This is a genomic window from Polynucleobacter hirudinilacicola (assembly GCF_002192535.1).
Taxonomy (GTDB): domain Bacteria; phylum Pseudomonadota; class Gammaproteobacteria; order Burkholderiales; family Burkholderiaceae; genus Polynucleobacter; species Polynucleobacter hirudinilacicola.
This window is the reverse complement of the sequence record NZ_NAIA01000003.1, coordinates 80,074-104,037: the sequence shown is the minus strand read 5'-3', so window position 1 is coordinate 104,037 and position 23,964 is coordinate 80,074. Positions and strand designations below refer to the sequence as shown.

At 41.6% G+C, this 23,964-nt stretch carries 19 protein-coding genes; 13 read left to right on the top strand and 6 right to left on the bottom strand.

From position 1 onward, the window contains the following. Positions 1-3: 3 nt before the first annotated feature. Complete coding sequence (locus B6A14_RS04650) at positions 4-318, bottom strand: hypothetical protein (RefSeq protein ID WP_087909304.1); 315 nt, start codon at positions 316-318, stop codon at positions 4-6. Between the two features lie 113 nt (positions 319-431). On the opposite strand from B6A14_RS04650, the gene B6A14_RS04645 reads away from it, so the two are divergent. Together B6A14_RS04645 and B6A14_RS04640 are read left to right on the top strand one after the other, a co-directional pair. After that, on the top strand, positions 432-719 hold the full coding sequence (locus B6A14_RS04645; RefSeq protein WP_087909303.1) for a hypothetical protein: 288 nt from the start codon (positions 432-434) through the stop codon (positions 717-719). A 7-nt stretch (positions 720-726) separates the two neighbouring features. Continuing rightward, positions 727-2,634, top strand: a complete 1,908-nt coding sequence (locus tag B6A14_RS04640; protein ID WP_087909302.1) for a DUF3857 domain-containing transglutaminase family protein — start codon at positions 727-729, stop codon at positions 2,632-2,634. A gap of 31 nt (positions 2,635-2,665) precedes the next feature. Here the strand turns inward: B6A14_RS04640 and B6A14_RS04635 are convergent, their stop codons facing one another. From B6A14_RS04635 to B6A14_RS04620, 4 genes are all read right to left on the bottom strand, one after another. Further along, complete coding sequence (locus tag B6A14_RS04635; RefSeq protein ID WP_087909301.1) at positions 2,666-4,903, bottom strand: S1 RNA-binding domain-containing protein; 2,238 nt, start codon at positions 4,901-4,903, stop codon at positions 2,666-2,668. Positions 4,904-4,979: 76 nt separating this feature from the next. Continuing rightward, positions 4,980-5,600, bottom strand: a complete 621-nt coding sequence (locus B6A14_RS04630) for a hypothetical protein (RefSeq protein ID WP_129560409.1) — start codon at positions 5,598-5,600, stop codon at positions 4,980-4,982. Beyond that, complete coding sequence (locus B6A14_RS04625) at positions 5,597-6,067, bottom strand: hypothetical protein (protein ID WP_087909299.1); 471 nt, start codon at positions 6,065-6,067, stop codon at positions 5,597-5,599. Before B6A14_RS04625 ends, B6A14_RS04630 begins: the two co-directional genes overlap by 4 nt. Before the next feature lie 97 nt (positions 6,068-6,164). Next, on the bottom strand, positions 6,165-6,512 hold the full coding sequence (locus B6A14_RS04620; RefSeq protein WP_087909298.1) for a hypothetical protein: 348 nt from the start codon (positions 6,510-6,512) through the stop codon (positions 6,165-6,167). 200 nt (positions 6,513-6,712) lie between these two features. Between B6A14_RS04620 and B6A14_RS04615 the strand changes: the two genes are divergently transcribed. Further along, complete coding sequence (locus B6A14_RS04615; RefSeq protein ID WP_087909297.1) at positions 6,713-7,264, top strand: hypothetical protein; 552 nt, start codon at positions 6,713-6,715, stop codon at positions 7,262-7,264. 8 nt (positions 7,265-7,272) lie between these two features. Then, positions 7,273-7,851, top strand: coding sequence for a SprT-like domain-containing protein (locus B6A14_RS04610; RefSeq protein WP_129560408.1), 579 nt, complete (start codon positions 7,273-7,275; stop codon positions 7,849-7,851). Between the two features lie 14 nt (positions 7,852-7,865). Here the strand turns inward: B6A14_RS04610 and B6A14_RS04605 are convergent, their stop codons facing one another. Then, positions 7,866-8,318, bottom strand: coding sequence for a hypothetical protein (locus tag B6A14_RS04605; protein ID WP_087909295.1), 453 nt, complete (start codon positions 8,316-8,318; stop codon positions 7,866-7,868). A 151-nt stretch (positions 8,319-8,469) separates the two neighbouring features. Between B6A14_RS04605 and B6A14_RS04600 the strand changes: the two genes are divergently transcribed. The 9 genes from B6A14_RS04600 (at position 8,470) to B6A14_RS04560 (ending at position 23,949) form a co-directional block, all read left to right on the top strand. Then, a complete protein-coding gene (locus tag B6A14_RS04600; RefSeq protein ID WP_087909294.1) occupies positions 8,470-10,377 on the top strand; it encodes a hypothetical protein in 1,908 nt (635 codons plus the stop codon). A gap of 2 nt (positions 10,378-10,379) precedes the next feature. Then, entirely contained in the window at positions 10,380-11,159 is a 780-nt protein-coding gene (locus B6A14_RS04595; RefSeq protein ID WP_087909293.1) for an OmpA/MotB family protein, read from the top strand. Then, complete coding sequence (locus B6A14_RS04590) at positions 11,159-12,667, top strand: EH signature domain-containing protein (RefSeq protein WP_087909292.1); 1,509 nt, start codon at positions 11,159-11,161, stop codon at positions 12,665-12,667. The genes B6A14_RS04595 and B6A14_RS04590 overlap by 1 nt, the downstream gene beginning before the upstream one ends. Next, positions 12,664-15,630, top strand: coding sequence for a DEAD/DEAH box helicase (locus tag B6A14_RS04585; RefSeq protein ID WP_087909291.1), 2,967 nt, complete (start codon positions 12,664-12,666; stop codon positions 15,628-15,630). The genes B6A14_RS04590 and B6A14_RS04585 overlap by 4 nt, the downstream gene beginning before the upstream one ends. Before the next feature lie 227 nt (positions 15,631-15,857). Next, on the top strand, positions 15,858-16,118 hold the full coding sequence (locus B6A14_RS04580; RefSeq protein ID WP_087909290.1) for a DUF4258 domain-containing protein: 261 nt from the start codon (positions 15,858-15,860) through the stop codon (positions 16,116-16,118). A 9-nt stretch (positions 16,119-16,127) separates the two neighbouring features. Then, the gene (locus B6A14_RS04575) at positions 16,128-17,909 is read left to right on the top strand and encodes an N-6 DNA methylase (RefSeq protein WP_087909289.1); all 1,782 of its coding nucleotides are present in this window, start codon (positions 16,128-16,130) and stop codon (positions 17,907-17,909) included. A gap of 27 nt (positions 17,910-17,936) precedes the next feature. Next, positions 17,937-19,475, top strand: coding sequence for a class I SAM-dependent DNA methyltransferase (locus B6A14_RS04570; RefSeq protein ID WP_087909288.1), 1,539 nt, complete (start codon positions 17,937-17,939; stop codon positions 19,473-19,475). Continuing rightward, positions 19,475-20,611, top strand: a complete 1,137-nt coding sequence (locus B6A14_RS04565) for a restriction endonuclease subunit S (protein ID WP_087909287.1) — start codon at positions 19,475-19,477, stop codon at positions 20,609-20,611. Before B6A14_RS04570 ends, B6A14_RS04565 begins: the two co-directional genes overlap by 1 nt. Continuing rightward, positions 20,611-23,949, top strand: a complete 3,339-nt coding sequence (locus B6A14_RS04560) for a DEAD/DEAH box helicase family protein (protein ID WP_087909286.1) — start codon at positions 20,611-20,613, stop codon at positions 23,947-23,949. Before B6A14_RS04565 ends, B6A14_RS04560 begins: the two co-directional genes overlap by 1 nt. The last annotated feature ends 15 nt before the right edge of the window (positions 23,950-23,964 follow it).

Below are 23,964 nucleotides of genomic sequence, written 5' to 3'. Positions count from 1 at the left end.
TTCTTACCAACCTTTCACAGAGGGTGCCTGAGGTGCTTGGCGCGGTGCATTAATCGACGTATTAGGGGTTGCGTAAAAAGGAGTAGTGGAAGTTCCTTGGTACGCGCCCTGGGGGCTATAAAAATTAGTCTGCCCGTTATCGGTTTGAAAGGACTGAACATTCTGGCCGGTAGCGTTATAGACATTCGTTACGCCACTTGGCGAAGTTTGGCTATAGCCGCGGTATTCACCGGTCGGACCATAAATAGCCTGTGCAGCAGCCCCGCGTACTAAAAGAATCGCTTGGGCAATCAAAAGTAGGGTGATCAGGTATTTCATATTTACCTCCATAAATGTCTATATGGAGCTAGATTAAAAAGCTTAAGGCTCACCTAATGAGCTAGTAGCTCATCACAATGAAAAAACTCTAAATTAGTTAAAACTCAGAACCCATGCTCAGTTCACTCGTTTTCATCACCTTCATGCCATTACAGGTCTCGCCAAGTGGTAATTCAGGGGTGCCACTCTCAAGACCGTTGGCTGTTGCTGCCTTTGTGGATGGCGCTAAGATTTTGGGCTTACCTAAATTCAAACTCAGAGATGCTAAAGGCAATCCATATTCGCCTTGCAAGGCAATGATGCAAGAACCCTCTGCGATCGTTCTGCAACATGCTGGTATGCCAATGGTCAGCGATATAACCATGCGCAAAGCCTACATTCAATCCTACGTAAAGCGCTAAAACTATTATGAAATTTGCAATTCAATCCATCAGTAGTCTAGGCGCAGTTCTATTAGGATTTCTCCTACTCGCAAATGTAGGCATTACAAGCGCAGGAAGAGGGGAACTGGAATCTCTTACTGCTATTGAAAAAGCCATCATCACAGAAACCATTCAGGCTGATGGCACAGTTGTCGAGATAAATGAGCTCACTACCTTGGTGAAATCACAATTAGTCGTTGATTCAGAATCGCAGGCTGACTTGCCATATAACTCAACACTATCCAAGCTAGAAGTGCTTGAGGCTTATACCATTACCCCCAAAGGAGAAAAGATTCCAGTAGCAGCTAATGCCATCCGCACAGTGGAAGATGACAATAGCTCGGGCGCGGCCATGTTCTCTGATCAAAAACATAAGATCATCATCTTTCCGAAGGTGACGCCAGGCTCTAAAACCTATTACAAGACTAAGCTCACTACGTATAAGCCATTGCTACCAGGCTATTTTTATACAAGGCTGATTTTCTCGCCCAGCGTAGAAATACGTTCTTATGAATACAGCCTCAGTTACCCAGAGGACTTAAAGCTCTATACCGATATCAAGGGAGTTAAGCAGACAAAGGATGAAGTGGTAGATGGCATGCGTCAGGTAAGTTATACCTATCAGAACCTGCAGATGAAGAAGAAAGAGCAATACCAAGTCTCTAGCGGTGACTATGCGCCTCACATTTATATTTCCAGCTTCCCAAGCCAAGAGGCTTTTGCCAAGGCTTATGAAGAGCGCATTAAAGACAAATTCATCATCACCCCAGAAATTCAAAAGCAAGCAGATGAAATCACCAAAGGTTTGGAAAAGAAAGTAGCGGCTGATCCAAAGCTAGACCTCAAAAAAGAGCAGGCCAGAGCGCTCTATAACTGGGTCACCAGAAACATTCGGTATGTGGCGATCTACTTAGGTGACGGAGGCATAGTTCCTCATGATGCCAATAGTATTCTCAGAAACCGCTACGGAGACTGCAAGGATCACAATGCGCTCTTAATTACTTTACTAGCGGCCAAAGGAATTGACGCTACCAGTGCATTGATTAATTCAGGTAGCGCTTACACGCTGCCTAAATACCCTGTACTTGGACCCTTTAATCATGTCATTACCTATATACCTGCCTGGAATCTATTTCTGGACTCTACAGATGAGATGGCGCCATATGGCACGTTGCCTAGTGATGAAATGGATAAACCGGTACTACTTACAAAGTTAGCTAAAGTTGGAAGTACACCCAAGCCGAAGAAAGAGGATAGCGAGACTGCAACCGGCATCACTATGCAAATAGAAAAAGATGGTCGCATTACCGGTAAAGCTCACACCATGTACTTTGGCAGCGCAGAAATCAATGCCCGTTATAAATACGAAGGCGCTGAAACTACACTTTCAGATAAGTTAGTCAAAAACCAATTAGCTAAATTTAGACAAACAGGCGAGGGCAAGATCACCACTAGCTATGTCTATGACCTAGATAAACCCTTTACGACCAATACCGAGTTCACTCTTGATGCGATTGCTAATGTGCCAGGACCGGGAGCGATCACAGTACCAGTCGGCCTTGCGCCAGGAGAGTTAGCCTCCATTGCTAACGATAGGCCTCCAGAGAAATTCACGGTGCCATATACCTGCGCTACTAGAACGGTTGGTGAATCCTATCAAATCAGATTCCCGGCCAATACCAAGGTGACACGCATTCCACCAAATGTCAGCTACAAAAAAGCTGGCATTGAATACGAAGCCACTTACAGCGAAGTAAAGAATAATATCTTTGTTGTTAGAAAGTTAGCTATTCAAAGGCCGGGAGCAGTCTGTGAGCCCAGAGAGCTAGAGAACTGGAAAGATTTCTATCAAGTCTTCATAAAAGATATGAGGGGGCAGATCTTCTATGAGTAACAATGAATAAATATCTGATTAAAACCTGAGATTAAATTTTAGATATATTTCGATCTTGATTCTCTTGGACAAGTGACAAACTAATTCTTTTTTTCTGCAAATCTATATCAGCAATAGATACTTTGATTAACTCATTTTTTGAGAACGATACACCCTCAGGAATTTTAGATTTATGAAGTAATCCATCGGCTTTTAATTGGGGAATGGCAATAAAATACCCGTAATCTACTATTGATGTGATTTGCCCTGAAAAAACCTCCCCTTTATGACTCAGAACTTTAGGATCATCAAGGGCGTGCGGTTCGGCCATTTTCTTGGAGAAGGCCACCTTTCTCTTTAAGTTATTTATCTTGGTAATCTTTACAGTAAATATATCGCCAAGAGTGATGTCTTGAGTTGTGCCTAGTTCGTACCATGTGAACTCCTTTTTCGACATTAGACCCCGCATACCGCATCTGGTAGCCACTATGAAACCTTGACTACCTTCAATCCAGTCTTTAACTTGTACCTCAACGATATCGCCTTCAGAGTGATTGTTAACAAAAGAATTCCAAAGTGTATCTGTTACTGGTAGGCAATTAAAATATTCTGAGATCAATTTTTCATGAATTCTTGACAACCAAATTTCATTTTCAGTTGGATCAAGATAGATTGAATTTACTTCAACAGAATCCCCGACGTTTGGAAGGGGTAGACCCCAGGAATTATTTCTATGCAGCACTCCTGTGTAACCATTGTCTAGTTGAATTTGTGAAAAATTATTGCAAAAACGTATGCAGGTTCCGTGATAGGTTTTACCAATTTGTATTTTCTCAATTATTGAAGTTTTATGGAGCTCTGTTAGGTTGGGAATGCTTAGCAATAAATTCTTTTTCGGCGCATTAAATCCGATGACATTAAACTCAAGCTCCAAATTAAAAAGGTTTATATCGGTATTATTTGTAGCCTGTAAATACGTTATTACATCAGTTTTATCTATCAAACCGCGATGGCCATCTGATAGCTGTACGCCAAACTTATTCTTTAAATCAACAGAGATTTTGCCAAATACTTGGCTATTAATGGGTATAAGTTTTTCAATTTCAGCCCAATGAGCGTCGGATATATCTACTGGATCAAGTGATATGAGGAAAGCATCTTCATCAATCCAGCGTTTAATTTTTTGGATGGAGACTGCAATCTCATCTCCGATCTCGGGTTCAATATAGTTTTCAATCAGGAGACTACCTTTTTCAATGGAAATCTTAGGTATTTTTCCAACCCAACCATTTTTTAGCCCAACAATAATATTTCCATCAGCCCTCTTTTGAACAACTAACCCTTTAATCTGATCATATATTTTTAATGGCGGCGGCGTATTGCTATAGTTAAGGCCCGATAAATAAGATACCGATCTTTTTTTATACGTAGTAATTTCTTGGTTGTCCTCAACATCCTGTTCCATAAGATCATCTGTATTCTCATGGGATATCGGATCATTTTTCCTATCTAGATCTTTTGACTCCCAAGCTAAGCTTGGTAGATCTAGACCTGGTACATGTTCTTTAAGCATCCAAGGAAATGAAATGAGAAATTCCTGAGCAAACACTGGATCTTCTAGTGTCCTCGGTTTTTTTGATTTCAGGCGCCATAAATTTTCAAGTGGTTCAAGCCATTTTTTGCTGAGACCATCTGCCTTCATCCATGTAATCAGTGTTGTAACTAAGGAGTCGGGGGAAGGTGCGCCAACAAAAAATCCATGCTCACTCATCAAGGGCCAGCACTGCGCATCAGTTTCGGAAGCAGCCTGGTGCCATGGGATTGCTAACTTTATACAGCTATATAGCTCATCCAAAGCTTTACTATCAGAGCTAACATCGAGCCTGGCAAGAAGTCTTTGTAGTGCATGTGCACTGATCTTAATGGGTGTTGTCTCATCAAACTTGCAGGCCTTAGTTCTTCCGTTAATCTCTCCATAAACTAGGCAAAACTGCAGATCTTGGTCATTGACTCCAGGAAACATTAGCTTAAATACAATGTGGCGATTATTTAACAGCTGAACCTCGCCCCTAACTTCCTTTTTGGAGTAAAAAGCCTCGAGACTTTTTGTGGCAAAGGTAATGACCTTTGAGGGTGATGCACCCCTTGCAAGTTTCCCCCGAATTTCTTTTAGGAGCTTGATGAGCTCTTGTTTGTGACCGTCACCAGACTCACTCCATAGTCTAAGTTGTTTGAGCGAAATATTTCTTGCGGTGTAATCGCTAATGTTGGGCGGAATTATTGTGGTCATAGTTTCGTATATATCGCTAATTACTATGTTACTACTCCCAAATATGACCTAACAACCATTCGGAATCAAGGTTTGACTAATCACGCTCATATATAAATTCTCCAAGAATCTCGCCATTGCAAACCTTGGCATATCCCCGAATAGCACTGCTAGCTGCAAAGCGATGCTTTCCCTGCTCACCGCCCTTGGGAATGTAGAAGGACCACATCTCATCCTCGGGCTCCAACATCTCGGTCAGGAAATTTACCCAACCTTGATTAAGGTGGCCAAAGGGTAGAGGTGGAACTGTGCCAAGAGGATCAACAACATAACTTGCTATCTCAGCATCATGCGGATCTACCTTGCAAATTAAATGTTCTGGCAAACAATTAAAGTCAGGCTTATTCCTCTCAATCTCTAGAGCAGCTTCTTTCCTAGATTGAAAGATTGCCCAAATACCAAATAGAGGCCAGCCAAAGGCAATGCACAGGAAAGCAATGGTGTAAGCAAAGCCATTGATAAGATGATCAGCAACACTTCTTTTCTTGCCTATAGCAGCCAGCATGCCTCTTGCAAATTTAGAAGGACGATTGAGATATTCTTTCGCCAAGTGAAATAGGGCGTACGACACTCCAGGCAAGGTATAGATAGCAAGTAGCTCATACCCAGATAGCCCAAAGAAACTAACGCCTGATAAGAAATCCATCAAACCACTCACTGAGCGCCTCGTCTTAAGAAGGATGGATAGTCTTTTTCTTCTTTTTTCTCAGGCACTTGGTTATGGCGTGCATGCTTATTAACTAAAACGCCTTGTTTGAACTCCATCAAGAGGTCGTATTCATAAACACTGCCATAACCCATATGGCGATACTCCAACTGAGCACCTTGAGGGCAACGCAGTTCACCGGTAAACCAATGCGCAAAGACCTTGTCATGACCCGGGAAGACATCTGAAAGATCTAAAAGTTCTTCGTAAGACTTGTGCGCAGATAAACCCACTAAATACAGACGTTCAACCCCGGCATGTTCAAGAATTTCCCATGTGCCAACATAACCACGCCAATTGGCTGTATGAGGCGAAACAAAACGAGTGCCACTATTCTTTAAATATAGCGATAAAGGATTGGTAAACAAGGGAATCTCCTTGCCACCATAAATCAGTCGCTCTGAAACCTGTGCTGTCATATATCCCCTGAAGTAGTGGTCGAGTGATGAGATGCAAATCAATCACCTATTTATAGAGAGTCCAAAGCTCAATAAGCGAGCTATACATAAACTATTTTTACTGGGATATTTGCTTTCTAATCTTTGCAATCAGCTTTAAGGCCTCATGTCTGGCAGCCACCTTTTTTGTGTAATCACTAAACCTTCTCCAAACAACACTTTGGTTGGAGTGCCATCCCTTTGTGGATTCAAAAACTGCCTTTTTGATTCGACTTCTCAAGCGCAATAATTGAGCAGATTCCTCGAGCTGCAGGCCGGGAGGGATAGAGGCCCATTCATAGCCAAAGTCCCGAATGGCTTTTGAAGCAGCCCTTCTGAGCTGGCCGTGTGCAAAGGCTTTATGGTCATCGCTAACCTTTAATAAAATCAATAGGTTAGACATATCAAAGTCGTTGGCTACATGCATAAATGATCTCCAGTTTGAAGGGTGCAAAGAAATTAAATGCCCTCATATAGCATGACACATTCGCATTTCACATCATGAGAAAAATGAGTAATTCATAAAAATAATTGATGGCTCGATATATGAGCTCATGTATCCATAAGCTCATCTCAAAACCCACAAAACAATTCCAGTCTCACCCACCACAAGCTAAAGGAGCTGATATGCCTGTACTCATAGAGGGCGTCTGTGTCTTATTGAAAAAAGGATCCGTCATAGAGCGCTATCAAGGTGGCTATGGTCAATTTCTATTTGATCTGCATGATCAAAGCAAACTCATTGAAAGCAATGAATTACTTAGCATCAGCTTTAGTAGTCATGGGGAGGCTAGAGACTATCTTCAGTTCGTCGCTCAAAAAGGTCTCAAGATCATGATGATCAATGAAGACAACCCTCACAACGCGGATGCTTTGCTTGTAGACCAAGTCTTTGGCCCAAGCTTTAGGGTCTATTGGTTGGATTTCATTCACCTAAGTCCTAATCCTCATAGCAAGGCGAGAAAAAGAAACAATACGCCCAAGAACAAAATAGGCGATAGAGAAAACATCGTCATCGCAGCTACAGATAGAGAGGTAGATGAGAAAGAGGAAGTGAGGTTGCATGGCTGGGGCAGAGATGAGATTGCATTCCCCAAAGACTGGAACTTTAAATCTTCCAAATCCATGCATCTCGAATTCATGAGAATGGCTGAAAACCGTAGCAAGCTAACTCACTAGGAGCTAATGTGAATAGAGAGCAATGGTTAATGGCTGCGGTGGATCATCTCGTCCCCATCTTTGAGGCAAGGGGGTATTCGGTGCCGGCTGTGAAAGTGTCAGTAGGCTTTCCAAGTACTGGGGGAAAGGGGCGCCACCTCGGACAGTGTTGGTCATCAAAAGCTGCAGAGGATGGACTTAATCAAATCTTCATAGCGCCACACTTAAAGACTCCGCTGGATTTTTTGGACACACTAGTTCATGAACTGGTACATGCAGTAGATAACTGTGAGAGTGGGCACGGCGAAGGTTTTAAAAAGATTGCACTTGACGTTGGGCTTAAAGGTCCAATGAGAAGTGCGGGAGCTGGAGATCACCTTAAGCAAGATCTAATAAGAATTACTGAAAAATTAGGAGTATTCCCTCATGGAAGACTAAGTCTGCCAATTCCAACCGCCCAAAAAGCCCCGAAAAGACCCGGAGCGAAGTGCGCAAAATGTGGATATGAAGTTGTTATGCTTAAAAAGCATCTTGATCTAGGCCCGCCTATTTGCCCTAAGGATATGGAGGGGATGGAGGAGACGGGGGAGTGGGATGTGATTGCTTAGGATCAAATGATTATTCACACATGATCACGGGAGACGCTTAACCTAGCCTCTGGAAATGATTTAATTTCGTCAAGTCTATTGAGCCAATTATTTAATTCAAATTCATCTAATGCTGAATTTGGGGTTAAGTAAACGTAATCAACCGTACTGTGATCAGAACCTATGGCACGAGAATATGTTGTGTTGAGCTCATCTAAATTAAGTTCATCTGCATTAATTCTTAGGCACATAAACGTACCCTCTTCAAAATCACCATCTCCAGCCCTGAAACCTACTGAAAGGCCGACATTAACCTCGATTTCACCATCCTCAATGATCGAATCAATTGCCTCTATTGCTTCGCCAAGGCCAATTAGGTCATTACCGGTTATTGCCAAAGATTTTAAGGAATGAATTGCTGCTGCCAGCTGCCCCAGCAATTCAATAGCTTCCTCATCTAAATTCCAGTCGTTATTAGAATTTGTCATTAATTAGTAGCGCTAGTCTGCAGTCGTAGTTAAGTTAATGAATTCAAGTTTCTAGCTCAAGGTGTGAGCCTCTTCGGGGGGTTATTTATGGCCCGAATTAACCCTCACGTAACCTATACTATAAAGATACTTCAAATATTAAGAAATACTTATGGATACCTTAGTAATTAATCTTTTAGATAACCTTCTGATCCCATTTAGGCAGGTTTATTTCGGATTGCTGGCATGCGGATTTTTGCTGTTCATGGCTTTTTTATCTGCAATCAGAATGAAAAGGGAAACTGCTGAAATTCTCGAGGAGCTTGAGCAGGCAAACAAGACTTTAGAAGAGGTTAAGGACCCACTTGAATTTACTGAAAAATTTTATTTAATTGATGGGCAGTTAAAAGGAAATAAAAGGGTTGGTAGGAGCTGGGAAGAATTCACAAAAACTCTTCTACCCCCGCTGGATGCTATTGATGAGCCAGAGTATAGGGTCTATAGAACGGCGAAACGTCCATCAGATTATTTCGATATTGATCATCTCAACTCCAAAATTAAGCCAATCATTGATGGAGAGAGCTTGATTGGTATTGGTTTAGTTTTAACCTTCTTTGGGCTTGTTGCAGCATTGGTTCATGCAGGGCTTAAGATTGGAAATACTGCAGACTCAAACGACGTGATGGAAGCAATTCGTGCATTGCTATCCACCGCCGGAGCTAAATTTTTTGCTTCAATTGGCGGTGTAGCTGGTTCATTGATACAAACAATTTACATGAACCGATTGAAACATCAAGTTGATGACCAATTAAAGATATTCAATGACCGGCTAGAAGGTCTTTTGACTTTTGCAAGTTTAGAGCGCATAGCTGCAGACCAATATGGTCATGCAAAGAGACAAACTGCGCGCCTCGAAGAAATGGGCACTGAAATTACATTAGCGATTGGTCAGCGTATTGAGTCGGCTATGTTGCAAATGCCCGATTTAATGGGTAAAGCAATGGACCCTATCACTCAGCAGCTTTCTACCATGACTGATAGTTTGTCCAAGTCAAGTACTGACGCGCTAAGAGAGATGGTGACAGATTTTAGAGGTCAACTACAGGGTGCTGGTGAAAGCACAATGAATCAGGTTGTGACTCAATTAAATACGCTCTCAACAACTCTGAATGACACTGTTGGCTCATTAGCGCAAAGCAATCACGAGATTACAAGCGGCATTCAAACAGTGATGCTTGCCTTAACTGAGACCACTAAGAAATTTGATTCGTCTGTACAAGCTAGTGCTGATGCTGCATCATCACAGCTCACTGCATCTTCTGCTGCATTGACCTCTGGTTTGGAGTCGGTATTGAGAGATCTAAGCTCGCAACAGGCCAGTGCAAATAATGCAATGAGTTCATTGGTAGATCGCCTTGATACAGCTTCAAAAGATGCTGCTACATCACTGAAAAATAGTTCTGATGAGGCAAGCGCAAATGTTGCAAGCGGAATTTCTGAAGCCATGAAGGTAGTTTTAGAACAGGCAAAATCAGCCAGCAAAGATGTAACCGATTCCGTGGGGGTTGGCATAGGTGATCTTGTTGCAGCGCTAGGCAGAGTTAATCAGGAGATTGATAGACACAATCAAAGTCTGCAGCTAGCCAATACCAAATTGCAGGATACAGCTAGTGCGATGGGCGGAGCAGCTGAGGCCGTTAGATCATCAACTCAACCATTAAGCCAAGTCTCAATACAATTGACCGCAGCAAGTGATGCAATTCGTAAATCTGTTTCAGATACATTTGCGCAAGTTGAGCGCCTTGTAAATACTACTGATTCTGCATCAAAAGGAATTTCAACTGCTATCACCCAACTTGCTGAAAATTGGGAAAGACAAGCAGGTCAATTGTCATCTGCCGATACTGAACTTGAAACAGCATTTGAGGCAATTACTGACAATCTTACTCAGTCATTAGATACATTGCAAAGATTTACAACTGATGTAGACGTCAAGCTAGGTGCCGCCTTAAATAGCCTGGCATCTATTGTGCAAGAATTATCTGACGCCTTAGAAGATAGTAATACAAGGCGTAATTAAGCATGGCTAAGAAAGAATCTGGGGCTAATTATTTTGCCTCCATGACAGACATGATGGTGGGCATCCTATTCATTTTTATCATCATGATTGCCTATTTTGCATTTCAAGTTGTAAATAAAGACAAGCAGAGTCCTCTATTGGTCTATATCGATAGGGGAGAAAAACTTAGACAAGGTTTGGCTGAAAAGGTTGCGGATGATCTGCGCAAGAAAAATATTGATGCTGAAGTCTCCGCTAAAAATCCAGGCGTTGTGACGCTGAGAGGCAGTGGAATTTTTGCTACTGGCGAATCAAGGGTAGATAGCAAAGAAAATTCAAAGGAAAAAATTGAATACCTCTCCGATGTTCTCTACTCGCAAATGGGATGCTACGTATATGGTTCTACTGTCGATCCAAAGGGTAATAAATGCAACAACAAGGATTTAATCTTTTTGGAGTCTGTATTTGTTGAGGGTCATACCGATAACCAGGCAGTGCCACCTGGCGGGTTGGCAGATGGTAGTAAGAATAATCTTGAATTAAGCGCAAAAAGGGCGACCAATACATATAAGGCTCTCCTTGAAAAGAACCCTAATTTTGTGAAATATAAGAATCCTGAAAATGAAGAGGTAATTAGTGTCGCTGCTTATGGTGAGCAAAGACCAGTGACCTCTAATTTGACGCCATTTGGACAGGATGCGAACCGTAGGATTGATATCCGCTTTGTAATGTGGGTGCCGAAAAACGGTAAAGCCCTTGCTGACTTTAAAGATGCCCAGAAGAAAATTGGTGCCGCACAATAATGTCATTAAGAGCGCGCTTATCCACTTTTAATCCAGCTCAATTAAGAGTATCCAGGCCTACTGGCAACTCTGTTGAAAAAGCGCTGGTAAGGATTGAGCGCCAGGCAGAGGGGCTAGATGCCAAATTGCTAGAGCCGCCCCGTGAGGTTGTTGAGGAAGTTGCTCGAGCATTACGAAAGAACGATACCCAAATTCCAAGAAAATCACTCAAGCTGGTTGCGGCGGGTGGAATTCAATATCTTGCCGATCAAGAGGATGGTCAAAACTTAGTAGAGCGCTTCATTCAGTTGGTGGTTGCAAGTGGAAGCACTTTATTGATGAAAAGCTTGCTTTTAGGGTATTTGCGTATAGCTAGCTCGGACTCTTCACTAACTGAAGCTCTTAGAAACATACTTACTCGTAGAAAAGATTTTCTGCCTGATAGATGGTTAAAGAGAATAGAAAAATATGAGCTTCTAGACAAGCCATTAGGTCTTGGTTTGGCTAAGCTGATGCTATTTTCTGAAGAAGAATCTGCAATACAGGCACTTGAAAATGCAGGCATTAAGAGGGGGTTAATGCTGGGCGGAGGATTCTCGAAGGAGGCTTTCTCCTCAATGGCTGCAATACTTTCTAGCGGACATAAAGAAGAGGCATTAGAAAAGTTTTTTGCTCTCTTAGAGGAATTAAATGCCGTTGGTGAGCCTATTTATCCTTTTACCCATCCTCAAACAGGCGATATAGGCACTACATGTTCAGCTCTTTTGCGTCCGTATTTGCAAGAAAACCCACCAGAGCCCATTAAGGAAAGAATTGAGAATTTCTTACTTGCTAGGTTTGGGGATCCACGTGTTAATAGAATGCGCTGGTCAAAAGTTGGCGAGGAAGAGGTTGGTGTATTAAGTCGCTGGCTAACCCAGCAATCATTCGAGTTATTAATGCAGGTTTTATCTAGCACTAACAATACTGGTCAATGGAAAGATAGAGCAAAATTCTGGGGCCATTACATCAAGCACCAATTTGTTTCTGAGGCTTGGGTAGTATTTGGTCCTGATGCATATCGTCAAGCCAATCGCCTTGTTCGTGAGGGTGAGATAAAGTCTCGAGGCGCCTTTGGGGTGCTTGAGAGGGAAAATATACAGCCGATTCACTCTGCTATTTTGATGAGAATTGGTAAGCTCATTGTTTCTGAGTGGACCCATGACGGTAAGATCCGAATATATACCGAGGGTAATTCACGTAAACCAAAGCTTTACAGCTCAAGGTATTACCCTTCGGATATGCGCGATGATTCGGCTGCTGATTTTGTTAAGGTTCACCTCGGCGATTGGGAGTGGGATGTCGATACATATATCTATCGCTCTACACAAATTCCTGGACCTAGAAGAGGTATCCCAGTTACTACCCCGCAAATAGTAAGGGCTGCCCAAAGTCTTTGTGCAAATTGCGGTCAAGAAGTGCCGCCGAGATGGCTTGATGCTAGGGGTGTTTGCTTGAGCTGTGGTGGCGGAAATGTGAGAACTAGATGACTAAATTTACATTCGCGTGGAATCCGGTACCAAATGGAATAGAGGTAAAAGGCATCATCTTGGATGGAGCCAGTAAGCAAAGTATTGCGATAAATAATTGGCCTAGTGACGCAAAGCAAAAATCTATCAGCGCACTTTCTAAGATTGAGGCCTTGTGTGAGGATGGAGATACAGGCGTACAAAGACTGGTAGATGGCTATTTTATTTCTGACCATACTCTCGCCACCTTATCTGAACATCAAGCTGTAGCACTTAATTTGCCGGCAAATATTCCTCTTGAGTTGAGACTAACTTTATCTGGGCCATTGGTAAACGAGAAAACTAAGACTGTAGTTGCTTGGCATAACTCTTCAGGCACAAAAATCAGAGGTCAAGAGGCTGGAGCCATATTCTTCGATGGAATAACGCACTATAGGATTCCAGATCCTATCTATTCATTGATAACCTGTGCTGATGCATTCAATGAATGGAATGGCCAATCTCTGGATGATCGATTGAGCTTAGTTTCGAATTTGAAAGATGCGCTTGAATTATGTTCTGGGGAGAAAATCAGCGCTGACAACGGATTGGGAACAATGCGTTTTAGTCATGCGGCAGCAGTTTCTTTGGATCTGAAAATATCAAAATCTGGTGTTGATTTCGATCCCGTGATATTTTCTCAAGACACTATTGATTCAAGTGCTGACAGTGGGGAGGGCGTCAAGGAGTCTCAAGCGCTTTTATCTCCCGAGCTGCAGAAAGTGTTTGCACAACAATTTAGAAGCCAGTCATCACCCAGGCCAACCTATGTGCTTGAGCGTGGGCATTATGTTTATATCGATCCGACAATTCGCCAGGCAATAGCATGTATTAAGAAATATCAAAATGAATCGCCTGAGGTTCGAGCTAGATTCGTCAAGTCACCACAGAGTTTTATTAGGGATGAGTTGATTGCGGGGGGTGTTCCAGAGGATGCTGTAGATCAAATAGTTTCTACATCATTTGTTGAGACTGATGGATTTTCATCAAGGGTTCTAGAGATTGGCCTATGGCAGCCTCCAGTACTTCCTTTTGTTAAGCGTAACCCTAAGACATGGGTGCCCGAAGGATATGGCCTAAAAGTCGGATCTAAATCCTATGTAATTAAAGAGACAGATATTCATGCGCTTGCCCAGTCTGTAGCCCAGGCAATCAAGGATCAGCAGAGTGGCGTAAAAATTGGGGATGGCGTTGATGAGTTGCCCGCAACTAATGATAGTTTGCAGGCATTAAACGCCCTAATAGAGCATGTACTTAAACTTCCACCTGTAGAGCTTGATCCTAACGTTCAGATCAATAAGCCAAATCCAGTTGAAAAAATAAAACCACCTCTAACAAGGTCTCAAAAATCCATCTTACGCGTTCAGGATAATTTTCAATCTGAATCATTTGTGGCCCAGTTCTCGCCCCGCTATACCTTTAAGGGTTTAGAAATTCCTAGCGGTCTAAAAACTTCACTCAAGGATCATCAAAATGAGGGCGTTAGTTGGATGCAGGAGGCCTGGTCATTAGGCTACCCCGGCGTTCTATTGGCGGATGACATGGGGCTTGGAAAAACATTTCAGGCTCTGAGTTTTTTGTGCTGGCTAAAAGAAAAATCAAAAAATAAGAACAAGCAGCCAATTCTGGTTGTGGCGCCAATATCTCTGCTTGGTAACTGGGAAAAGGAAGCGGCCATTCATCTTAATGATGACGCATTGGGTTCTATGGCCCTTTTATATGGAAGCAATATAAAAGACTACAAAATAAATTCTGGAACAAGGTCTGATGTTGTTGAAGGTAGCGCTACGTTAGATATTAGTCAGTTAAAGGGATATGACTGGATTCTCACAAATTACAACACAATGCGTGACTATCATATTTCACTTGCTTCAATAGATTTTCAATGCATTGTTTTTGATGAAATGCAGAATATAAAAAATCCGCAAGCGATGATGACAAATGCAGCTCAGTCTCTGAATGCTGAATTCCAAATTGGATTAACTGGCACACCTATTGAGAATAGTCTTGCGGATATATGGACAATATTTGACACCCTAATGCCGGGCTTTTTAGGTCTTGGCGATCTCAGAAGGTTTATGGGGCACTACACCACTGAGAACCCTGACAATCTTAGAGAGCTAAAGACAAGGTTATCCAGTAGCAAGGCTGGTCATCCCGCACCAATGCTTAGAAGAATGAAGCATGAGGTTGCTAAAGACTTACCTAAGAAAACAGAGAAGATTATTGATGAGCAGATGCCATCCTTACAGGCGGGCTCTTATCACGAGGTTATCACCAGCGCTAAGAGTGGTCATGCAGGAAAGAGCAAGCTTGAGATGATTCATCAGATGAGAAGTATTTCATTGCACCCTAATTACGGTAAATTTGAAACAGAAGATTCAGGCGATGCTTTTATTGGCGACTCAGCACGATTAAAGGTGATGCTAGAAATACTAGAAAGTATTCACGCTAAATCAGAAAAGGTTCTCATCTTCATTGAGAGCTTGTCTATGCAACAGTGGCTTGCATATTTTTTGAAAGAGCACTTCAATCTTCCAGAATATCCTCTTCGTATATATGGAAACACTTCAGCAGATAAGCGTACGAAGATTGTTACTCAATTTCAAAGTGTTGAAAATAAAGGTTTTGATATTCTGCTGTTGTCGCCTAAGGCCGCTGGCGTTGGATTGACTCTAACTGCAGCCGCTAATGTCATCCACCTGACTAGATGGTGGAATCCTGCGGTTGAGGATCAATGCACGGACAGGGTTTATAGAATTGGGCAGGACAAAGAGGTTACCGTCTTTATCCCAAGAGCGATTCATCCCTTATACGGCAATGAAAGCTTTGATTGTCTGCTACATGAAATCCTTGAGAATAAGAGGGCACTTTCAAGAGAGATGCTTGTTCCAATGGAATCAGCTGGCGATATTGACTATATTTTTGGCAAATCTACAGGTTAAGCAGATAACTATTGGGTTAATTTCTATACCTTTTATGCAAAATTACCCCGTCAACACCTTGATTGATTCGTATGTTGTATTTTTGGTAAATTAATACCTTTTTATAAGTCATTGTTTTATATGGGTTAATAAAATTAGTAACAATAAATATTAAAAAGTAACTAATACTATTTGCAATTATCGGAAAACTTTGTTAAAGTTCTTACATCAACAACGGGGGTGTGAGAATGCAAACAACGCAACATGCAATGCAAAGAATGTCCCAGCGGGGAGTTACAGGGGATATGGTCGATTTTGTACTTAACTATGGGTTCGTAGAGCAGGATAAGTATGTTCTTGGAAAAAGACAGGCTTTGGAGCTGCTGAATGATCTTAAGAAGCAGGAGCGTCTAGTTAAGAAGATCTTAGATAAGGGTGGCGTGACCGTTGTTGCTCAGGATGATGTCCTTATTACGACATATAACTGCAATAGCTATAAACCTAATTAATAGAGAACGATGATGACTAATAGAGCGATATATCAAATAGTAGATTCAGTTAGAGGTACCGGTTTAGATCGAGATAAATCTTTGGAGTTGGCCCTCCAGTTGCTGGCCTGGGAAAAATTATCCAGAAAAAATAGGATTGCAAAGGAGTTGGCTTTTAGTGCTGAATACATAAAATATCCAGAAAAGGTTTTAAACGTATTTCAGGCCCTTTCAGCCAGTGGTGGTTTGATGTTTAAGGCTTTCAGCAATATCCCATCGGTGATCGGAGTTAATCCTTACGCCCTAAGAGATGCCCTAGAAGTAGTTAGCCGTCTGAGCGCAACTGGGGTTTTAGAAAATGTCGATGTACTAAATTTAGCTGAAGAAAGATTTATATCTCCTGTCGGGGGTTATCTCAATATGCCTGGCGAAGTTGCGGATCTAATGTCAGCAATAGCGGATATTAGATCAAGTGATTCTGTTTACACGCCCTGGGATAGCAGCTTTGCTCAACTTGCTTCGAGAGCGGCCATTAAATCTAGGGATGTTTACTATGAATCGATTCTGCATTCTTCAATTCCAGCATTGGTAAGTCTTCTTTCCACCAATGAGTTTGAAGTATCTATAAGCAATCCCATTCTTCAGCCCACAGCTATAGAAGGTGGCAAACCTAGATTGTTTGACATTACGGTAGCTTTTCCTCCATTTGGAATGAAATACCCAGCCGATGAAATTAGAAGGGATCTATTTAATAGGTTTCCAGAGAGAACCTCTATAGGCTCAGTCTTGGCAGTGCGCCATGCTATGTCGCAAACCAAATCAAAGCTAGTAATTGCTGTTCAAAATAGCCTGCTTTTTAGCCACGGTTACGAAAAAGAGTTACGTAAGGATTTGGTAGAAAAGGGAATGATTGAGGCTGTTATTGCCATGCCAAATGGTTTGCTAAGTCTTACTAATATAGCGTTTACGATTTTGGTTATAAATCCAAAAGGTGGACTAAATTCAGTCAAGTTCATAAATGCAGATTCTCCAGAATTTTATGTAGGAGTTGCTAGGACTAGAAACGATCTGAGAAATATTGATGGGTTATTAGAGCTAATTAAGTCTAATAAAGAGTCTACAAATTGTTCAATTGTTTCAAACCAAGTTGTATTAAGTAACGATGCCCAGCTACAGGTAGACCGATATGTTGTATCTGATAGTAGAAAGAGGCTTGAAAAACAACTTAGTGGATTACGCAAAATTCAATTGGGTGACATTGCGCGAACTGTGCGTGCAATCCCCCTGGGGTCCATAGAAAGCAAGCCAATAGCTGTAATGGAAATAGGGGCGGCCGATTTATCTCAATTTGGGTATATCGCCCCTAAGGGTAAAACCATCTCTGTAGATGAAAATTTAGCCAAACGCTACGAAGATTGTTTTCTAAGACCTCTAGATATTGTCTTAATAGTTAAGGGTAGCGTTGGAAAGATTGGAATCGTCCCGGCAGATGTTCCTGGCCCTGGAAATGGCGGCTGGGTTGCAGGGCAATCCGCCATAGTTTTAAGGGTCCATCCTGAATATTGCGCGCAATCGTTATTTGTACAACTCAGGTCACCCATGGGGCAGGAATTACTTGCTGGAATTGTGTCCGGAGCAACTATTAAGTTAATACAGCTCAGAGAGTTGATGAAACTAGAGGTGGTGCAATCTACTTCGGATCAGGATACTAAATCACGAGAAATAGTTGATTCTGAAGAGCGATTGGAAAGGGGAATCCAGAAAATTAGAGTAGAGCAGGAATCGCTATCTAAAAATATTTGGAAACTCTAGAATACTTATATAAATTGAAAGAATACGATGCTAACAGGTGAATTACGCAGTCAGGTTGATAAGGTTTGGGATAGTTTCTGGTCAGGTGGCATTTCAAACCCCCTGGAAATTATTGAGCAAATTACATACTTGCTATTTTTACGCAGGCTGGATGATTTACAGACTTTGGAGGAGAACAGGAGCGCAAGGTTAGGCAAGCCTCTAGCAAAAAGGTTTTTCCCGGAAGGCGCTGATAGTAAGAGTTGTAAATATGAAGATATGCGTTGGAGCCGACTGAAGAATATGGCCCCTCAAGAAATGTTCAATGTAATGAGTGATCATGTTTTCCCATTTTTGCGAGATATAGGCGGAGATGGGAGCACCTACAGCAAACAAATGCAGGGTGCTCGTTTCACTATTCCAACGCCCATGTTGCTTTCTACTGCAATTGACTTACTTGACCAAATCCCTATGGATGATCGAGATACAAAGGGTGATTTGTATGAATATATGTTGGGTAAATTAGCTAGTGCTGGACAGAATGGCCAATTCAGAACACCAAGACATATTATTAGATTGATGGTGGAGTTAACCGCCCCGACAGCCAAAGACACGATTTGTGATCCAGCTAGTGGAACATGTGGATTCCTTGTTAATGCAAGTGAGTATATGCGTGAGACTCATCCAGAAGTGTTAACTGATGCGACAAGTAGAGAGCACTTCCATAACAGTATGTTTCATGGCTATGATTTTGATAACACTATGTTACGTATTGGTAGTATGAATATGCTTCTACATGGTGTTGAGAATCCAGTTATCACTTATCGTGATTCCTTAAGTCAAGATTTTGCAGTTGAGGAAGAAAAATATAGCCTTATTCTTGCAAATCCACCTTTTGCTGGCAGCATTAATATTGCAAATGCTGCAAAAGATCTCCTTGCAATTGTTAATACTAAGAAGACGGAGCTTTTATTTTTGGCGCTCTTCTTGAAGCTTCTGAAACCAGGTGGTCGTGCTGCAGTCATCATTCCAGATGGGGTACTTTTCGGAAATAGCAAGGCGCATAAACAAATCAGACGAATGTTAGTTGAAGAGCAAAAATTGGAAGGGGTTATTTCGCTTCCTGGGGGTGTTTTTATGCCTTACGCTGGTGTTAGCACGGCAATTTTACTGTTTACCAAAACAAATAGCGGCGGTACAGACTCGGTTTGGTTTTATGACATTCTGGCTGATGGATGGAGTTTAGATGCAAAGCGGCAACCTCTTCTCGATTTAGAAAAGTTAGGATCTTCTCCACTTAAGCAATTATCAGAGGACGAGCATTTAAAAAACAACTTACCTGATGTTGTAAGTAGGTGGAAGGAGCGTGAGGGTAAAGAGCGAAGTAATAATAAAACTGCTCAAAGTTTTGTAGTAAGCAAGGCGGACATAATTGCCAATGACTATGACCTCAGTTTGAATCGATATAAAGAGGTGGTGCACCAGGCTATTGAGCATATCCCCCCTATAAGGTTGATCGCTGAGCTAAAACAACTTGAATCAGAAATACAGCAAAATTTAAGTGAGCTTGAGGGAATTGTTAAGTGATGCAATATAAATTAACTGAAGTTGCGCCATTAATTGCCGAAAGAGTGCCATCTTTTGAGGGTGAAAAATTATATGTAGCAACTGGAAGCCTAGACGATCGAGAAAATATCTCAGGCGAATATGTTACCTATAAAGATCGTCCTTCCAGGGCTGATTTGATAGTTAAAAGAAACGATCTATGTTTTGCAAGAATGCAGGATACAAAAAAGATTTGTTTGATTACTGAGAAAAAAGAGAAATTTATCTACTCAACAGGTTTTGCTGTTATCAGACCGAATTTGGATATCATCTTTCCAAGATTTCTCTACCATTTATTAAATTCTATTCCTTTTCAAATTAAAAAAAATTCACTGTGTAGTGGAGCTACGCAAAAAGCAATAACAAATGAAAAAATTAATTCAATTGAAATTGAGGTTCCGGATATAAGTGAGCAAATTCGCATTGCAAAAATTTTAGATAGTGCAGAAGTCATATATAGAAATCGTGAATTAGCCATCAAAAAGCTGGGAGAGTTGGCTAAGAGTGTTTTTATAGAAATGTTTGGAGATAGAAAATCTAATAATCTCAAGCTTGACAAGTTGCCTCTTAGCAAGATTGCAAGCATATCTAGTGGCTCTACTCCGAGCAGATCAGAGAGCGATTTAATGGGTGGCGATATATTGTGGATTAAAACTACTGAGTTAGTTGGAAAAAAAATATACGATTCGCAAGAGAAATTATCCAAAAAAGGTCTTCAGAGTATTGGCGGCAAGATTAATCCTGAGAACTCTATTCTTGTTGCAATGTATGGACAAGGTCAAACCAGGGGGCGCGTTGGTTTATTGAGCGCCGCTGCAGCAACTAATCAAGCTTGCGGTGTAATTAGGCCTAATGAGACATTCTCATCAAACTTTATGTTTTGGCAATTAAAATTTGCTTATGAGGACTTAAGGGCTTTAGGTAGAGGGGGTAACCAGGAAAACTTAAATCTTCAACTTTTAGGTGGATTCGAGGTTTTAATGCCACCCTTATCGCAACAGTTGGCTTATGATAATTTTATTGCAAAATATGAGGCAGCTAATGCCAGCTTTGATTCCTATTTGCATTTAACCTCTAAATTAATCAAGATGGTGCAGCTAGAAAGTTATGGAAATTGATGAGTAATTTTACTTTCCTGCAAAAAGAATTTTTTTCTATATGCGATAGCGCCACCAAGGCTGAGAGTTATTTAAATTCAGATGCTCGTGCGGCATGTTGGTATTCGCGCATGACATTGGAGCAGATTGTAGATTGGCTCTATAGATATGATCCGGCATATAAAAGCTATGAACCAAGTTTAGGCGCCCGGGTGCATGATCCTTGCTTTAGGAGTAATGCTGGTGAAAACATCTTTACTAAAGCCACGGTGATTATTTCAATTGGTAATCGTGCCGCGCATGGTAAGGCTGCCAAGCAAGCTGAGGCTTATACGGCTATACAGGAGCTGTTCCATATAGCCTACTGGCTGGCTAGAACTTATGGGGATAAGGCTAGGCCAGATCCTTCTTTGCAATTTGATGAAAAACTAATTCCTGCTGCCAAAAAACAAGATGTCATTACTGCTAGTCAATTGCAGGCCGCCGAAGAGAAATTACGATTAGAGCAGGCCGAAAAAGATGCTATTAAGCAAGAGCTTGATACGCTAAGAATTGAGTTTGTTAAAGCTAAGGTCATCAATTCTAAGACTCCTGACCTACATAACTACAACGAAGAGCAAACACGAGATTACTTCATTGACTTGCTGCTTAATGAGGCTGGATGGTCATTAGACAAAAAAGAGGATAGGGAATACGAAGTCTCTGGAATGCCTAATAATCAGGGTATAGGGTTTGTAGATTACGTATTGTGGGGTAATGATGGGAAGCCTTTAGCAGTTGTTGAAGCTAAGCGTACGAGACGTGATGCGCGGGTAGGGCAGCAGCAAGCAAAGCTCTATGCAGATTGTCTTGAGGCTCAATTTGGACGTCGACCAGTTATTTACTACACAAATGGATATGAGCATTGGTTTTGGGATGATAAAAATGCGTCTCCAAGACCTGTGCAGGGATTCCATAAAAAGGATGAGTTAGAGCTTTTAATGCAGCGTCGAAGTAGTCGCCATCCTTTGGCCACTGTTGAGATTGATAAGGCAATTGTTGAGCGCAGCTATCAGCATCAAGCTATTCGCAGCATTACTGAAGCGATTGAACAGCACAATCAAAGACGCAGCTTAGTTGTGATGGCTACTGGTAGCGGTAAAACTAGGACCGTAATTGCCTTAGTTGATATGCTAATGCGCGCTGGTTGGGTAAAGCGAGTTTTATTTCTGGCCGATAGGGTTTCCTTGGTGAAGCAGGCAAGTAGAGAGTTTGGAAAGCATCTGCCAAATGTTCAAGTGGTGAATCTGTTGGACGGGTCTGATGTAGAAGGTCGGGTCTATGTCAGCACTTATCAAACAATGCTTAATCAAATTAATAGCACAGACAGTACTGTTAAGAAGTTTGGTATTGGCTATTTTGATTTGATCATTGTTGATGAGGCCCATCGTAGTATTTATAGTAAATACGGCGCTATTTTTAGTTACTTCGATAGTTATTTAGTTGGCCTTACTGCTACACCTAAAGATGAGGTGGATAGAAATACTTATAACCTCTTCCAAATGCAAAATGGCGTACCTACATATGCCTACAGTCTTGATGACGCTATTGATGCGGGATACCTGGTGCCGCCTAGGGCGATCTCGGTTCCAGTTCATTTTCCTCGAGAAGGTATTAAGTATGACGAGCTAAGTGAAGATGAAAAGCAGCAGTGGGATGAATTGGAGTGGGGTGAGAATGGGCCGCCTGAAGAGGTAGACCCGGCAGCCATGAATCAGTGGTTATTTAATCAGGATACTGTTGATCAGGTTATCAGGCATATGATGATTAGAGGGCAGAAAGTTGCCAGTGGCGACAGAATTGGTAAGACCATAATCTTTGCCAAGAATAATCTACATGCAGAATTTATTGCCGAGCGATTTAATATTAACTACCCTCAATACAAGGGTGAGATGGCAAGAGTAATTACTTATCAGACTGAATATGCGCAAAGTTTGATTGATGATTTCTCTAATAAAGATAAGGCACCTCATATTGCAATTAGTGTGGATATGCTTGATACAGGCATAGATGTTCCTGAAGTGCTTAATCTTGTTTTCTTTAAGCGTGTGCGAAGTAAAACTAAGTTTTGGCAGATGATTGGTCGTGGTACAAGGCTTTGCAAGGATTTATTTGCGCCTAATGAGGATAAGAAATTTTTCTATATTTTGGACTATTGTCAAAATCTAGAATATTTCAAAGAAAATCCTGACGCATCTGATGGCTCTAGTGGTGAAAGCCTTGATACACAGTTATTTAAAAACCGTATAGAGGTATTAACAACCTTAGAGGGTCTAAAAGATAAGTCCACCAAAGAAGAAATTGAGCTGAGGGATTACACAGCCAACTACTTGCATGAGCTTGTGGCTAATATGACACTTGAGAACATCATAGTTCGGCCCAAGCGTAAGTTTGTTGAGAAATTTAGCAATGCCTTAAGCTGGAAAGCGCTTAGCAGTGGAGATGCCGCTGAAGCTGCTACCGAGTTAGCTAGCCTACCCTCTAAAAAGATTGATACGGAGGAGGAAGCGAAGCGTTTCGACCTGGCGATTCTCAAATTACAACTATGCGTTCTAAGGGCTGATAAGGGGTTTGAGCGATTGCAAGGTTATGTAAGAGCTATTGCGGCTGCATTGGAGCTGCAAGAGAGTATTCCAGCAATTAGAAAGCAAATTGAATTAATTCAAAGCATTAATTCTAATGAATGGTGGCAGGATGTAACAGTAGGTATGCTGGAGCATGTTCGCATTCAGCTGCGAAGCTTAGTCAAATTAATTGAGAAATCTAAGCGCAATATTGTCTTTACTAATTTTGGAGATTCTATTGGCGAAGGTGTTGAATTTGACCTCCCGATCAGTGTTGGTGGATTAAATTATGAGAAATTTAAGGCCAAGGCTAGGGATTTCTTGCGTCAGCATGAAAATAAGTTAGCCATTAACAAATTAAAGCGTAATTTACCGATCACTTCCACTGATTTAGAAGAGCTTGAGGCGATATTGCTTGAGCAAGCTAGTGGGGATGCCACTCTAATTAAACGCGCAAAAGAAGATGCCCATGGGCTTGGACTTTTTGTGCGTTCACTAATAGGTCTGGATCGGGTGGCAGCTACTGAAGCTATGAATGCATTTCTGACGGATGCTTCAGCAACCTCGAAGCAGATTGAATTTGTCACTTTGATTGTTGACGAATTGACAAAAAATGGCGCCATGGACGATGACCGACTATACCAAAGTCCTTTTGTAGATATTACTCCTACGGGACCTGAAAGCATCTTTTCATCTGCAAAAGTAGAGCAGTTGTTTGCATCCATTAATGAAGTAAGACTCAGAGCAGTTGCTTAACAATATCAGCGCAAG

Coding starts and splice junctions, on each gene's coding strand:
- B6A14_RS04650 (WP_087909304.1), bottom strand. CDS start 318: ATGAAATACCTGATCACCCTACTTTTGATTGCCCAAGCGATTCTTTTA.
- B6A14_RS04645 (WP_087909303.1), top strand. CDS start 432: ATGCTCAGTTCACTCGTTTTCATCACCTTCATGCCATTACAGGTCTCG.
- B6A14_RS04640 (WP_087909302.1), top strand. CDS start 727: ATGAAATTTGCAATTCAATCCATCAGTAGTCTAGGCGCAGTTCTATTA.
- B6A14_RS04635 (WP_087909301.1), bottom strand. CDS start 4,903: ATGACCACAATAATTCCGCCCAACATTAGCGATTACACCGCAAGAAAT.
- B6A14_RS04625 (WP_087909299.1), bottom strand. CDS start 6,067: ATGACAGCACAGGTTTCAGAGCGACTGATTTATGGTGGCAAGGAGATT.
- B6A14_RS04620 (WP_087909298.1), bottom strand. CDS start 6,512: ATGCATGTAGCCAACGACTTTGATATGTCTAACCTATTGATTTTATTA.
- B6A14_RS04615 (WP_087909297.1), top strand. CDS start 6,713: ATGCCTGTACTCATAGAGGGCGTCTGTGTCTTATTGAAAAAAGGATCC.
- B6A14_RS04605 (WP_087909295.1), bottom strand. CDS start 8,318: ATGACAAATTCTAATAACGACTGGAATTTAGATGAGGAAGCTATTGAA.
- B6A14_RS04600 (WP_087909294.1), top strand. CDS start 8,470: ATGGATACCTTAGTAATTAATCTTTTAGATAACCTTCTGATCCCATTT.
- B6A14_RS04595 (WP_087909293.1), top strand. CDS start 10,380: ATGGCTAAGAAAGAATCTGGGGCTAATTATTTTGCCTCCATGACAGAC.
- B6A14_RS04590 (WP_087909292.1), top strand. CDS start 11,159: ATGTCATTAAGAGCGCGCTTATCCACTTTTAATCCAGCTCAATTAAGA.
- B6A14_RS04585 (WP_087909291.1), top strand. CDS start 12,664: ATGACTAAATTTACATTCGCGTGGAATCCGGTACCAAATGGAATAGAG.
- B6A14_RS04580 (WP_087909290.1), top strand. CDS start 15,858: ATGCAAACAACGCAACATGCAATGCAAAGAATGTCCCAGCGGGGAGTT.
- B6A14_RS04575 (WP_087909289.1), top strand. CDS start 16,128: ATGATGACTAATAGAGCGATATATCAAATAGTAGATTCAGTTAGAGGT.
- B6A14_RS04570 (WP_087909288.1), top strand. CDS start 17,937: ATGCTAACAGGTGAATTACGCAGTCAGGTTGATAAGGTTTGGGATAGT.
- B6A14_RS04565 (WP_087909287.1), top strand. CDS start 19,475: ATGCAATATAAATTAACTGAAGTTGCGCCATTAATTGCCGAAAGAGTG.
- B6A14_RS04560 (WP_087909286.1), top strand. CDS start 20,611: ATGAGTAATTTTACTTTCCTGCAAAAAGAATTTTTTTCTATATGCGAT.